Raw genomic sequence first — 13831 nt, 5'->3', positions numbered from 1 at the left:
TCACGACCCAGCTGGTCTCTCTGCAACTATATCAATAGTCAGGTGATTTCTGCTGCGTCTGGGAATTGCTCAGGTTCAGCATGGGTATTGCTCCATTCGGTAGCATCGTGCTTGGCAGCTGACCGTCCCATCGTTCTGCTTGCGTCAGTGCGACAAGACCCGGATTGTCACGAAGCGCATCGCCACGCGCCTTGATGGCAGTTGCTTCTGCCTCACCCTTTATCCTTATCGCTTCTGCGTCGGCTTCCGCCTGCAGACGAACCGCATCGGCCTGAGCCTGGGCTTCGGCACGGCGTGCGTCTGCCTGCGCCTTTGCCTGCGTCACTGTGATTTCAGCCTGTACCTTTTCGCGCTCTGCATTCTGGCGGAGACGCTGCACTTCAACTTCGGCCAACATACGCTGTTCGATGGACTGCTCATAGGAGTCCGAAAAATCGATATTCTCGATCTGCACCGTGTCGATAATAACCGGACCGCGTACACTGCTCTGAATTGCCTCAGCAATTTCCTGATTGAGACGGCTACGCTCCTGAATGGCTTCCACAGCATTGAATTTGCCGAAAACAGTCTTGCTTTCCTCAAAAACGCGTCGCTCGACAAGGCGGGACAAGAGGCCGTCTTCACCGCCGTAGGTCGCGTAGACTTCCTCCACACGGTCTGGCGGAATGCGATAATTGACCGACAGGTTCATCGTAGCTGGTTGCTGATCGCGGCTATAGGCTTCCATGCTGTTATAGATCGCAGCCTTGGATTGCACCGATATTCGCACAATCGAATCGATCACCGGAATTTTGAAGCCCAGCCCCGGTTGTGCAACGCCGGAAACCGCCCCATAGCGCAAAACAACGCCGCGCTCACCTTCGTCAATCGTGTACCAGGAACCAAGTACTACGCTCAGTATGCCGAGTATAACTATACCGGCCAAAGCCTTGGGTAAAATCTGGCGCATCCCGTCTCCTTTAGCGCTTCGTTATGAAATGGGGAGACCGAAAGCGATTCAACAAATGCACCCCGGAATCTTATCCCGCCGCCTTTTAGAATGCACTGATATGGATGACAATTACTCACGGATACAGTTGATAGACTTAGTCCACAAAAACAAAGCCGCCCATGAAGGGCGGCTTCATTGAGTTTAACAAATTTCCACTGTCAGTATGGCGAATAACACTGCTGACGGGGACCGTTATACGGCTGGAAAGTGTTGTCGGAAGCCCGATAGGACCGATAACGATTATAACACCACTGGACATGCGAGTTGCTGTAACCATAAGCAGGCGCGCGATAGACCGGTGGGGGCGGCGGAGCTGCAATTGCACCACCAATGATTGCGCCAGCGCCGAAAGCTGCGAGCGGATACCACCACCCATCATTGCTGCGACGATAGCCATGACGGTAGTGCCGATAACCGCGGTGTCCATTCCAATAGCCAGGTCCCGGACGATGAGGACGACCATGCCAGCCCGGACGATACCCAGGTCGGTGTCCACCCCAGTTTCCATGTCCTGGCCCGCGGCGCCAGCGGTCATCGCGGACCTGCTGAACATTCTCATTACTCGCCGCAGGCGCAGTTGGCATGACAGGTGCAGCCGAGACCGGAACCATTGCGCCGATCAGAAAGCTTGCACCGACGAGGCCAACCATCATCTTTTTGAAGGTGTTCATCCTGTGCTTCTCCATTTCAATGATGCCATCATTGCTTTCCGTTTATGAATGCACGCTGAATATTGTCGGTAAATTATGTGCATGCCTTATTTTCACGTCGCAATGCATGGCCATTCCATCAATGATTTAACGAAAGATCCAATATTTTCGTTCGAGCTACTCCATTATTTTTGTTCGCAAATTAAGCGACAATGAGATAACTTGCGTGAATTAGGACAGCTTGTAAGCGTTTTCAGCGAGTGGGGTTTGCATTGGCAACAAGAGTACAGCCGTCCGTGAAAGTTTTGGGAGCATCTTTCTCCCAGGAAGCGAATCCCTTCACGGCAGCGGTTGAACTGACGCCCATGCCAATGCTCATCACAAATCCGCGTCTGCCGGACAATCCGATCATCTTTGCAAACGAGGCCTTCCAGAACCTCACTGGTTACGAGGCCGACGAAATCATCGGGAAGAACTGCCGCTTTCTTCAAGGCCCTGGCACAGACCCGAAACATGTCGAGATCATCCATTCGGCATTGGAAGCCGAACAGTCCGTTGAGATCGATATTCTCAATTATAAGAAATCTGGCGAGCCGTTCTGGAATCGACTTCATATCTCCCCGGTCAAAACCGAGAATGGCGAACTTCATCACTTCGTTTCGTCGCAGCTTGATGTGACGCTGGAACTCGGCAAACTGGTTGAGCTCGAAAAAGAACGCGAAACGCTCTCAATTGAAAAGCAGCGTAGCAGCGATCAACTCCAGTATATCGTTGAAGTGGCGAATGTCGGTTTCTGGACGCGGGATTACACGACCGGGGAGATTAGCTGCTCGGCCGAATATCGTCGCATTTTCGGACTGACGCCGGACGAACCAGTCAACTACGACAAGATCATCGACATGGTGATGCTTGAAGACCGGATAACGCTTATCCAGCGTTCGGAGGAATCTTTTGCTACAGGCAAATCTTTCCGGGTCGAATATCGCATTACCAACAGGCTGGGACAGGTGCGCTGGGTGGAAACACGAGCCAAAGCTCTCCTCGGCAAATCACCTGCGCTTCTGGGTATCGTCATCGACGTCACCGAACGCAAAAAAGCCGAGGCTGACAAGCACTTGTGACCCGTGAAATTTCGCACCGTTTCAAAAACTCAATGGCAATGGTGCAATCAATCGCCAACCAGACCTTGCGCAATGCCACCGATCCGCAAACCGCGAACGAACTATTCAGCGAGCGGCTGCGAGCGCTTAGTCAGGCTCAAGACATGCTGCTTCGGGAGGACTGGACGGGCACAACGATCAGCCAGATCTGCGAAACTGCCCTCGCCCCTTTCAACAGCACGTTCGGTCATCGAATCCGAACCAGTGGTCCAGAACTCGTGGTAAGCGACCGTGTAACGGTTTCGCTTTCGCTTGGTTTGTACGAACTCGCGACCAATGCCGTGAAATACGGCGCGCTCTCCAATGAAAACGGCACGGTCCAATTCAGCTGGATGTGCTCGAAAGGCAGGGCGAGCGAAAATTTCATATGCGCTGGGTTGAAGACGGAGGACCTGCAGTCGAACGCCCTACCCGTCGTGGCTTCGGCCAGCGGCTGCTCTATTCCGTTCTCACGGGCGAACTCAGGGCCAAATGCGACATCAACTTCGCGCCAGATGGACTGGTGATTGACGTCCTGGCCCCTATGACAGCGGATGTATTTCCGCAACTTGACAGTCTTTCCGACACACAAGCCGAGCCGGTATAAAAAGAGCAGCGAAATCGCTGCTCTTTTTCTTTGTTAGTTGTGCGGGCCGCGACGACGTGGCTCGATATAGATTCTGTCGCGATGACGATCACGATCATGGCGCCAGCGGCGATCACGATCCCGTTCGCGATAATAACGTGGTGAGTGACGATCCCATCCGCGACGATCATCCCGCCAGCGGCGATCCGTAACACAGCGACCGCTCGGCGTGCGAACCATGCCGCGACGGCAGCGATAGTCGACCTGAATGGCCGAACCAGTGCTATTGGCGGCTACAGCCGGAATCGGAGCCGGAGCAACCGGTGTGCCTGCTTCAGCGACAGCGGTAACCGCAAAGAGCGCGAGAGCCGCAGAAATTAACGTAAATCTCATTCCGGAGTCCTTTCCAGAGATGGCCAGAATTGGAATCTTGCCCGCAGATAGGTAGGCCAAACAACCATTTGGTAAAGTCACTTAATCTTACGACGCTCTATCAATCTCGACCGCACTCTACAAAAAGCGCTGCCAATTAAACCCAATTACTAACCCGCCATTTTGCGGAGAGACTTTTTAAGAAAGTCGGGATATTAGGTGCCTGTTGAATTCGCACGCAGCCCTTTCCAAGCAAAGGGAAAGCCGCAGATTCTCCAATCCGCGAGGCCGATCCGGCACCGGTCCAGCACCGGTAGCGGGCGGAGCTTTGCGGTCATCGCAAGGAGCAGGAACATGGACTATTCGACCTCTGAAATCGACATGACATGGGGATCGAAAACTGGACTGGGCGCAACCCAGACCGAATGGGTCGAGCTGGTCAGCGGCCTGCCCGAAGAACATGCTCTCTTTCTCCGTGATCTGATTGGCCGTCACCGCGAGCAGTTTGTCGGTGTTTTTTATAATCGCCTTATGAACAATCGTGATGCAGCGACATTCCTGTCCCAGAAAATGGTGCAGGAACGTTTGCACAATTCACTGAGCGACTGGCTGTTGAAAATGTTCCAGAGAACAGCCGACGATGTTGAGGCATTCATTCGTGAACAGCGCAAGGTTGGCGAGGTTCACGCCCGCATCGATGTGCCGATCCACGTCGTCATGCAAGGCGCGCGCCTGCTGAAAAACGAAATCGTCCGTCAACTGAAAGTGGAAGTTGCCTCAAGAGAGGTTCTGGCGCGCCTGATCGTGCATGTCAGCAATGCCATCGACATCGCTATCGAAATCATGAGCCAAGCCTTCGTCAAGGACGCGCGCGAAAGTGCCCAGACCGACGAAGCCTACCGGGCTTTCACGCTAAGTCACGATTTTCCGCTTGAACGCGAATCGCAACGTGCAGCGCTTATGGAATGGAGCCAGTCGCTTCTCTTCAACCTCTACGGCAATGCCGATAGTCCGCTTCACTCGCTCGCAAGCTCGGATTTCGGATTGTGGTTGCAACACAAGGCTGATCTGATGTTCTCCAACTCCGGTACGTTGGAAAACATCCGCCGGAATGTAGAACATATCGACAATGTTCTCCTGCCTGCCATCAACAGCGCACGCAAGGACAACCCCGCCGGCCTTGCGGCTTCGTTGGCACAGTTTCAAACCAAGATCGGTGAAGTGAAATTCCTGCTATCCGAATTATTTCAGGCGGCCGCCGCGATGGAAACAGGTCGTGACCCACTGACACGTGCTCTAAACCGGCGTTTCATGCCTTCGATCCTGACCCGTGAAGTGCGCATGGCCTCGCAAAAGGCCATGGATCTGAGCGTTTTGATGATCGATATCGATCATTTCAAGAACATTAACGACACATACGGACACAGCAGTGGCGATGCAGTCCTTCAGCAGGTGGCCGAAGCGATCCTGTCGCTTTGCCGCCCGAGCGACTTCGTGTTCCGCTATGGTGGCGAAGAGTTTCTCGTCGCTCTCGTAGAAGCCGACGAGAACAAAGCTTTTACAATCGCCGAAGAGCTTCGCAGACAGATAGCACAACAACCGTTGAACCTTCCCGATGGCGCACGCCAGTCTGTAACGCTGTCCATCGGGGTTGCAGCATTCAACGGTCATCCCGATTATAGCCATCTCGTCAATGCCGCTGACCGCGCGCTTTATCGGGCCAAGCAGGCAGGACGCAATCGCTGTGAAAAGGAAGTACCGCTCGCGATTCATTGATCGGGGAGGCATTTTGCCATCTGGCGGTCGCGCTGCAAAACCGCCATATGGTGCCATCATGACGAATAATTCCGCCTTCCCCATTTTCGAGACAGCTTCACAAAAGCCGCGTGAACGCGATGCGCTGGAGGCACATTTCCGGCCTGTCGCCGCTGATGCGGCTCCGGTCGATTGGGTCGTTGCCGAAGGGCTGACGGATTATGAAGAAGCACTCACTTTCATGGAAGCACGTGTCCAGGCCATCCGGGACGGCACTGCCAATGAACTGGTGTGGCTGGTCGAGCATCCCTCGCTTTACACGGCAGGGACGAGCGCCAATGCAGACGATCTCCTGACCCCGAACAGTCTCCCTGTCTTCAACACGGGGCGCGGCGGAGAATATACCTATCACGGACCTGGCCAGCGCGTTGTCTATGTGATGCTCGACCTGAAACGCCGCCGCGAGGACGTGCGCGCCTTCGTGACAGCTCTTGAGCAGTGGATCATCGAGAGCCTTGCCGAGTTCAACGTCAAAGGCGAGCGTCGTGAGGATCGTGTCGGCGTATGGGTTACACGGCCTGAAAAGCCGCGCCTTGCCAATGGCGGCATGTGTGAAGACAAGATTGCTGCTATCGGCATCCGCCTCCGTCGCTGGGTGAGCTTTCACGGCATAGCCATCAATGTCGAACCCGATCTCAGCCATTATTCCGGCATCGTTCCTTGCGGAATCTCGGAACATGGCGTTACCAGCCTTGTAGACCTTGGATTGCCGGTAACAATGGGCGACATGGACGTCGCTTTGGGAAGAGCGTTCGAGACGGTCTTCGGAGCCCGTCAGCTGAAATAGAGCATTTCCAGCAAAAGTGCGAAGCGGTTTTGCGTTGGGTAATGCGTAAAATAAAGAAATAGAGCGGTCCCACGATTCCGTTATAACTGGAACCGCTCTAGCTCTGCCTCAGGCCACGGCGTCGACTTTCACACGGCGCTCGCGCATGAAAACATAGAAGCCCGATCCGACGATGATCGCGATGCCGCACCATTTCGACGGTGTCGGGAAATCGCCGAACACGATCAGGCCGACCAGAACCGCATTGACGATTTCCAGATATTGGAACGGTGCCAGCATGGATGCCGGTGCCAGCTTGAACGCCTGCACAACCATCAAATGGCTGACGGTTCCGATCGTCCCCAAAAGCAGCAAAAGCAGCCAAGGCTGAATGCCTTGCGGCAGACCTAAACTCAGATCACCAAGCCCCGCCGCAGTTCCGAAAATCACGGCAACGCCAGCGAGTACCCACCCGCCCACACCCGCATAGAACTGCATGACCAGCGGGCTTTCCTTCGCACCATATTTTCGGTTCAAGATCAGGTAGATGGCAAAGGTTACGGCTGTCGCCAACGGCAGAAGCGAGACAGCACCAAATATCTCGAAACTCGGCTGGATCACGATCATCGTGCCGATGAGACCGATGCCGACCGCGCTGAACCTTCTCCAGCCCACTTTTTCTTTCAGGAAAATTGCCGAAAAGAGCGTCAGAATAAGCGGCTCGGCGAAGAAGACGGCCATAGCATCAGCCAGCGGCATATATTTGACCGCCGTGAAGAAGCAGAGCCCACCAAACCCCATCAAGGCTCCGCGGATGAGATTACCGGCCAGATACTGTGTTCGCAGCGCAGCGAAACCACCAACGATGAGCAGGATAAAGAACATCAGCCAGCATTGAATGAAAAAACGCATGAAGGTGACAGTGGCAGGAGGCATATTATCCACCATGGCGAGCCATTTGCCGATGGCGTCCATCAGCGGCAGCAAAAGCACCGAGAGCACCATGATCGCCATGCCCTTAACGTGCGCTTCCATGCCGCTTGTCGCGCTGTTTTGCATTTCAAACTCTCGGTATTCTGAATATTCCCCGCTATCGCTCTATGCGAACTGTGGTAGCGTTTCCATCCAATTTGATCGGAAATGTCCTGCTTGTTTGACTTTCGCCTTCTTTCTGGTGCAAATCAGTTCCGTTCTGAACAAAACCCTTTGAAAAAGCCGTGCGGAAACGGAACGTAAGGCGAACTTTAGTCGCCTTTCGTGAGCGCGCATGGCATCATTCAGTTGATTCGCGAACAGTATTTTCCGGTCGATGGCGAGCAGGCTCGGCAAAGACCTCCTGAAATTCAGATAGAGAGCTTTTCGGAACAGATGGACGATAGCAACGATCTCTTCTCGAGAGTGGTCAACAATGCCCGGGCCCGAGAACGGGAACAAGAACAGGGGCGCCAGGGGGAAAAGCCTAGCGCAAAGCCTGTGGCACCACAGCCTGTTGCGCAGCCAGTGGCAGCGCCCTCGCTCTCTGTTCCAAAGCCGGTAACGGCCAAGGCGCCGCCTGCTTCATCGGCAGGCGACGACTATAACGCATCATCCATCCGCGTTCTGGAAGGGCTGGAGCCGGTGCGCCTGCGTCCCGGCATGTATATTGGCGGCACGGACGAAAAGGCGCTCCATCATCTCTTTGCCGAAGTCATCGACAACTCAATGGATGAAGCTGTCGCGGGACATGCCAATTTCATCGAAGTGAGCTTCGATGCCGACGGGTTTGTCACGGTGTCGGACAACGGACGCGGCATTCCTGTGGATGAACATCCCCAGGTTCCCGGGAAGTCCACGCTCGAAGTCATCATGACCAAACTGCACGCGGGCGGCAAGTTCGACGGCAAGGCCTATGAGACGTCAGGCGGTCTGCACGGCGTCGGTGTTTCTGTGGTGAATGCCCTTTCTGACATGCTGGAAGTGGAAGTCGCGCGCAATCGCCGTCTTTATCGCCAGCGTTTCTCGCGGGGTATTCCGCAAGGCGGGCTGGAAGAGCTCGGCGAAGTGCATAATCGTCGCGGTACTCGCGTCCGGTTCCATCCAGACCCTGATATTTTCGGCAAGACAGCCCAGTTCGATCCGCATCGTCTTTATCGCATGGCGCGGTCGAAAGCTTATCTGTTTGGCGGGGTTGAAATCCGCTGGAACTGCGATCCTTCCCTGCTCGACCCAAAGAAGGAAACACCTGAAAAGGCCGTGTTCCACTTCCCTGGTGGCCTGAAGGACTATCTTGAGGCTTCGCTTGGCAAGGAACATCAGGTCACGCGCGAGATTTTCGCGGGCAAGACCGAGAAACAAGGTGGCCACGGCGCCGTCGAATGGGCCGTTTCGTGGTTTGGTGGGGACGGTTTCGTCCACTCCTATTGTAACACTATCCCGACCGGCGATGGTGGCACACATGAAGCAGGTTTGCGTATTGCCTTGACGCGAGGGCTGAAAGCCTATGCGGAACTGACCAACAACAAGCGCGCTTCGATCATAACCACCGATGACGTGATGGTATCGGCTGCAGGGATGCTGTCGGTTTTCATTCGCGAGCCGGAATTTGTCGGTCAGACCAAGGACAAGCTTGCCACGGTCGAGGCACAGCGCATCGTGGAGAATGCGATCCGTGATCCATTCGATCATTGGCTCACGGCCTCTCCGCAGGAAGCATCTCGCCTGCTGGAATGGGTGATCGACCGCGCCGACGAGCGCTTGCGTCGCCGTCAGGAAAAAGAAACAGTTCGCAAAAGCGCAACGCGCAAGCTGCGCCTGCCCGGCAAACTTGCCGATTGCACGCAGAATGCCGCAGCCGGTGCAGAACTGTTCATCGTCGAGGGTGACTCGGCAGGTGGTTCAGCCAAGCAGGCGCGCAATCGCGCCAATCAGGCTATCCTGCCATTGCGCGGCAAGATTTTGAATGTTGCCAGCGCCGGGCGCGAAAAACTGACGGCAAACCAGCAGATAAGTGATCTTGTGCAGGCACTCGGCAGTGGTACGCGCAAAAATTATCGGGAAGACGACTTGCGCTATGATCGCGTCATCGTCATGACCGACGCTGACGTCGATGGTGCACATATCGCATCGCTGCTCATCACCTTCTTTTATCAGGAAATGCCGGACCTGATCCGCAATGGTCATCTCTATCTGGCTGTGCCTCCGCTTTTCCGCCTAAGCCAGGGTGGAAAGGTCGCTTATGCGCGTGATGAAGCGCATAAGGATGAGCTTCTACGCACCATGTTTACCGGGCGTGGTAAAGTGGAAATCGGTCGCTTCAAAGGCCTTGGCGAAATGCGTGCCGAACAGCTCAAGGAAACCACCATGGACCCAAAGAAGCGCACGCTTCTGCGTGTTCAGGTGGACGAAGATTATGTCGATGAAACCCGCAACACCGTGGATGAACTGATGGGCACCAAGCCAGAGGCCCGTTTCCGTTTCATTCAGGACCGTGCGGCTTTTGTGGAAGAGTTGGATATCTAGAGCGCGTCCCGAAAAGTGGGAACTGGTTTTCGGAACGAGATGCGCGTAAAATAGAGCATTTCAGCGGACCCGAAACGTGCCCGAGAGTGCAGACAGGATGAACGGCAATGCGCAAGTACGGTGCCGTTCATTTTCTTTTTCAATAAAACTATTTAAGCCGTTGAGAAAAAGAAGCTTCAGGCTTTCACATCAATGCCTAGCTTGGCTTCAATCTCCTCAATCGACTCTTTGACGAAGAACGTCTGATCCGTACTCAGCGTAACAATACGTGTGCCGGTTCCATAAGCGTTATAAGAGAGAACGTGATTAAAATTCACGGCGAGCTTTTCGCCGTTCACTTCCGTCAACATGATCCACATCGCTTGCCCTCCTCTTGATGTTATCCACTCCAAGGAAGAATAGGCGCGATAGACCATTCGGCAACGGTTGCGGTAAGCTGGCCTTCAAAGATCAGCGCGCATCCTGACTTTCTCGACGGTTCTTTCGAAACTTTCCGACCACTCATCTCCTTGCCGGTCGATCCGGAAACCAGCCTTTTTGTAAAGATTGATCGCGGGAAGATTATCCGCATGGGTGCCGATCAGTGCTTCATCAAAACCATCAAGCAGAATTTGCGCCATCAGGGCATCAAGAATCTGTCTGCCAATCCCCTGCCCGTGATGCGGTGGATCGACCCATAAATCGGAAATGTAATTGCTTTGGGGCACCCTGGCACCCCAGCCTGCTAGTATTCCTGCCTTTTCGGCAGCCAGAACACCGTCCGCAATTTCTTGGAGATCGCGTTGAAACCTGGCTTCCAGCAGTTTCTGCCGCTCAGTGGTCAGTTCAATATCGCGCGCGGCTATCCGCCAGGCCCTGACCGCTAATGCAGCCATAGAAACAAATTCGCCGGGGAAACCCCGGCGAATAAGAAGTTCGGTTTTTACCACCACTTTGCCGGAGTAAACCGTCCGGCAGCCTGCTCAATGGCATGCGCTGCCTGGAACAAAGTCTCTTCTTCGAACGGACGTCCGATCAGCTGAAGGCCAAGCGGCAAGCCTTTGTCATTGATACCGGCCGGCACGGCAATGCCCGGCAGACCGGCCATGTTGACTGTTACCGTGAAGATGTCATTGAGATACATCTTGACCGGATCATTGGCGAGATCCTCATCGGCAAGACCAAAGGCAGCCGATGGCGTCGCTGGCGTCAGGATCGCATGCACGCCCTTGGCGAATACATCTTCAAAATCCTTCTTGATCAACGTACGCACCTTCTGCGCACGCAGATAATAGGCGTCGTAATAGCCAGCCGACAGAACATAGGTGCCGATCATGATGCGGCGCTTTACTTCCTTGCCGAAGCCAGCCGCGCGGGTCTGTTCGTACATATCGGCAATGTCCTTGCCGGGTACACGCAAACCGTAACGCACGCCGTCATAACGGGCGAGGTTCGAAGAGGCTTCCGCCGGTGCCACGATGTAATAAGCGGGCAGCGCATATTTCGTGTGTGGCAGCGAAATATCGATGATCTCAGCACCGGCATCCTTCAGATACTGGATACCCTTCTGCCAAAGTTCCTCAATCTCGTCCGGCATGCCGTCAACGCGATATTCCTTCGGAATACCAATCTTCATGCCCTTGAGTGACTTGCCGATAGCAGCCTCATAATCCGGAATAGGCAGATCGACCGATGTCGTATCCTTGAGATCAAGCGAAGCCATGGATTTCAACAGAATAGCGGCGTCACGCACGTCGCGAGCGATCGGACCAGCCTGATCGAGCGACGAAGCGAAGGCAACCGTGCCCCAGCGTGAAACGCGGCCATAGGTCGGCTTGATGCCAACTGTGCCGGTGAAGGCTGCGGGCTGGCGGATCGAGCCGCCTGTATCGGTTGCGGTAGCGCCAGCGCAAAGCTGTGCGGCGACAGCGGCAGCCGAACCGCCCGACGAACCGCCCGGCACCAGATCGGCGTTGGAGCCGTTGGCGCGCCATGGATTTTTGACCGAACCGTAATAGGAGGTTTCGTTGGACGAACCCATTGCAAACTCATCCATGTTGAGCTTGCCGAGCATAACCGCACCATCAGCCCACAGATTGGCTGTTACGGTTGACTCATATTCCGGCTTGAAACCGTCGAGAATGTGAGAGCAGGCCTGCGTATGCACGCCCTTGGTGGCAAACAGGTCCTTCACGCCGAGCGGAATGCCTTCCAGTGCGCCCGCTTCACCCTTGGCAATACGCTCATCCGAAGCTTTGGCCATCGAACGCGCCTGATCGTGAGTTACTTTCACATAGGCGTTGATGGTTTCATTCGCGGAATCGATAGCGGAAAGATAGGCGTCGGTGAGTTCGGTCGCGGTGATGGCTTTGGCCTTCAGCTTGTCGCGCGCCTCGGCAATGGTCAGTGCGGTCAGTTCGCTCATCGTCAAATCCTGTCAGTGCGCCTCAACGAGACGCTTTTCAAAAAAGGCGCTGTATTCGGAATCCGGATAGTCCAGAACCACACCGCAGCGCGTAAAACCTGAATTCTCATAAAGCCGCCATGCACCTGCAAAACCGGGGCCCGTGCCCGTTTCGAGTACAAGGCGGGAAATGCCCTTGGCCCTCGCCTGATCGACAATCGCATCCACCAGAACCGAACCAACGCGCTTTCCGCGCACTTCCGGAAGTGTGAACATACGCTTCACCTCACCGACGCCATCTTCGTGCATCTTCAAGGCACCGCAGCCGACTGCCTTGCCGTCTTCATCGCGCGCCACAAAAACCGTCGTATCTGGCCCCGCCATCTGCTCAACTGTCATCTTGAACTGGAATTCCAGCGGTGACAGCGGCAGAAGATGCGCATTCAGGCCCTCGACCAGTGCGCGCACATCATCCTGCAAGGGGGTCTCGACTGAAACCCGTATGGCCATAACCTACTCCACGACCTTTGGTACGACGAAGAAATTGTCTTCCGTAACCGGTGCGTTGGCCACCACCGCAGCAGCAATACCGCCATCCGTTACCTTGTCCTGGCGCATGCGCATGTCCATCGGCGTAACAGAAGTCATAGGCTCGATACCATCGACATTGACTTCGTTCAGTTGCTCGACAAAGCCCAGAATAGCATTGAGTTCGCCAGTCATGCGTTCGGCATCGTCGTCATTGACGGCAATGCGCGCCAGATGCGCGACGCGCTTGACGGTAGAAATATCGACGGACATCCTGTTCTCCGCAAATGCTAGATTGGGCGGCGAACCGCCACCCTGAAAAGTTTTCCTACCGGCTATAACGGCGCGATTGTTGAAGCGCAACATTTCTTGCGCTTCAAATCCAAAGTCAGAACGAATGAACGGTGCCAGCTGGATCGGCAATAACCTTCGTTTCCCGATGATCTGCCATTCCGGCCAAGAACTTATCCGCCGTCTGGTCGATGATCGGAAATGAGGCGTAATGGCATGGCAGCACGGTTTTGAAGTTGAAATAGCGCTGGCAGGCGAGAGCCGCGACCGCGCCACCCATCGTGAAGCGGTCGCCAATGGGAACGATGCCGATTTCTGGCTGATGGAGCTCGTTGATAAGCCCCATATCCGAGAAGATGTCCGTGTCGCCCATATGATAGAGCGTCGGTGCATCTTCGAAATGGAATACCAGACCATTAGGATTCCCCAGCGCCTGCGAGACACCGTTTTGCGTCAGCATTGCCGAAGAGTGGAGTGCATTGACGAAAGTAACGGTAAACCCGTCATGCGCCACCGTGCCACCCGTATTGCCAGGATCGAGCTTTTCCACGCCCTGGCTGCCAAGCCAGGTTGCAAGATCGGCATTGGCAATCACAATCGCGCCATGCTCCCTGGCGATGGCAACCGTATCGCCCACATGGTCGCCATGACCATGGGTCAGCGCTATATGGGTTACGCCCTTGGTCGCCTCCTTGAAGTCGATGCCCTTTGCACCGGGATTTCCGTTCAGAAACGGATCGATGAGAATAACAGCCTTTGCCGTTTCAATGCGGAAAGCGGCGTGGCCAAGCCATGTTAGTTTCATAAAGTCT

The 13831-nt window shown here is 54.8% G+C and carries 13 protein-coding genes and 1 pseudogene; 4 read left to right on the top strand and 10 right to left on the bottom strand.

All coding sequences use genetic code 11. From position 1 onward, the window contains the following. Positions 1–31: 31 nt before the first annotated feature. Positions 32–949 carry a prohibitin family protein gene (locus tag LJ361_RS15210; protein ID WP_010658848.1) on the bottom strand — a complete coding sequence of 306 codons (918 nt, stop codon included), beginning with the start codon at positions 947–949 and terminating at the stop codon, positions 32–34. A gap of 200 nt (positions 950–1149) precedes the next feature. After that, positions 1150–1662 (bottom strand): BA14K family protein, encoded by a 513-nt coding sequence (locus LJ361_RS15205; protein WP_010658849.1) that lies wholly within the window; start codon positions 1660–1662, stop codon positions 1150–1152. Between the two features lie 350 nt (positions 1663–2012). Between LJ361_RS15205 and LJ361_RS15200 the strand changes: the two are divergent. After that, positions 2013–3387 (top strand): annotated as a pseudogene (locus LJ361_RS15200) (HWE histidine kinase domain-containing protein). A gap of 33 nt (positions 3388–3420) precedes the next feature. Here LJ361_RS15200 and LJ361_RS15195 read toward each other — a convergent pair. Next, positions 3421–3759: a hypothetical protein gene (locus tag LJ361_RS15195; RefSeq protein ID WP_010658852.1), complete on the bottom strand. Its 339-nt coding sequence runs from the start codon at positions 3757–3759 to the stop codon at positions 3421–3423. A gap of 333 nt (positions 3760–4092) precedes the next feature. Between LJ361_RS15195 and LJ361_RS15190 the strand changes: the two genes are divergently transcribed. Then, positions 4093–5514 (top strand): GGDEF domain-containing protein, encoded by a 1422-nt coding sequence (locus LJ361_RS15190; RefSeq protein WP_010658853.1) that lies wholly within the window; start codon positions 4093–4095, stop codon positions 5512–5514. 58 nt (positions 5515–5572) lie between these two features. After that, positions 5573–6340: a lipoyl(octanoyl) transferase LipB gene (gene lipB, locus LJ361_RS15185; protein WP_029375963.1), complete on the top strand. Its 768-nt coding sequence runs from the start codon at positions 5573–5575 to the stop codon at positions 6338–6340. A gap of 108 nt (positions 6341–6448) precedes the next feature. On the opposite strand, the gene LJ361_RS15180 is transcribed toward lipB, so the two are convergent. Then, positions 6449–7378 (bottom strand): DMT family transporter, encoded by a 930-nt coding sequence (locus LJ361_RS15180; protein ID WP_029375964.1) that lies wholly within the window; start codon positions 7376–7378, stop codon positions 6449–6451. Positions 7379–7687: 309 nt separating this feature from the next. Here LJ361_RS15180 and parE point away from each other — a divergent pair, with 309 nt between their 5' ends. Next, positions 7688–9817 carry a DNA topoisomerase IV subunit B gene (gene parE / locus LJ361_RS15175; RefSeq protein WP_010658856.1) on the top strand — a complete coding sequence of 710 codons (2130 nt, stop codon included), beginning with the start codon at positions 7688–7690 and terminating at the stop codon, positions 9815–9817. A gap of 176 nt (positions 9818–9993) precedes the next feature. Here the strand turns inward: parE and LJ361_RS15170 are convergent, their stop codons facing one another. The 6 genes from LJ361_RS15170 to LJ361_RS15145 all read right to left on the bottom strand — a co-directional run bounded on the left by LJ361_RS15170 (position 9994) and on the right by LJ361_RS15145 (position 13824). Next, on the bottom strand, positions 9994–10176 hold the full coding sequence (locus LJ361_RS15170; RefSeq protein ID WP_010658857.1) for a flagellar FlbD family protein: 183 nt from the start codon (positions 10174–10176) through the stop codon (positions 9994–9996). An 84-nt stretch (positions 10177–10260) separates the two neighbouring features. Continuing rightward, the gene (locus LJ361_RS15165) at positions 10261–10746 is read right to left on the bottom strand and encodes a GNAT family N-acetyltransferase (RefSeq protein WP_010658858.1); all 486 of its coding nucleotides are present in this window, start codon (positions 10744–10746) and stop codon (positions 10261–10263) included. Next, a complete protein-coding gene (gene gatA, locus LJ361_RS15160; RefSeq protein WP_010658859.1) occupies positions 10740–12221 on the bottom strand; it encodes an Asp-tRNA(Asn)/Glu-tRNA(Gln) amidotransferase subunit GatA in 1482 nt (493 codons plus the stop codon). Before gatA ends, LJ361_RS15165 begins: the two co-directional genes overlap by 7 nt. A 12-nt stretch (positions 12222–12233) precedes the next feature. Continuing rightward, positions 12234–12710 (bottom strand): GNAT family N-acetyltransferase, encoded by a 477-nt coding sequence (locus LJ361_RS15155; RefSeq protein ID WP_010658860.1) that lies wholly within the window; start codon positions 12708–12710, stop codon positions 12234–12236. Between the two features lie 3 nt (positions 12711–12713). Next, entirely contained in the window at positions 12714–13001 is a 288-nt protein-coding gene (gatC, locus tag LJ361_RS15150) for an Asp-tRNA(Asn)/Glu-tRNA(Gln) amidotransferase subunit GatC (protein ID WP_010658861.1), read from the bottom strand. Positions 13002–13116: 115 nt separating this feature from the next. Then, positions 13117–13824 carry a metal-dependent hydrolase gene (locus tag LJ361_RS15145; protein WP_010658862.1) on the bottom strand — a complete coding sequence of 236 codons (708 nt, stop codon included), beginning with the start codon at positions 13822–13824 and terminating at the stop codon, positions 13117–13119. Positions 13825–13831 lie beyond the last annotated feature (7 nt).

The sequence above is a fragment of the Brucella sp. JSBI001 genome, assembly GCF_026014005.1.
Taxonomy (GTDB): domain Bacteria; phylum Pseudomonadota; class Alphaproteobacteria; order Rhizobiales; family Rhizobiaceae; genus Brucella; species Brucella anthropi.
Note: the sequence above shows the minus strand (reverse complement) of the source record. Positions and strands in the feature narration are given on the sequence as shown.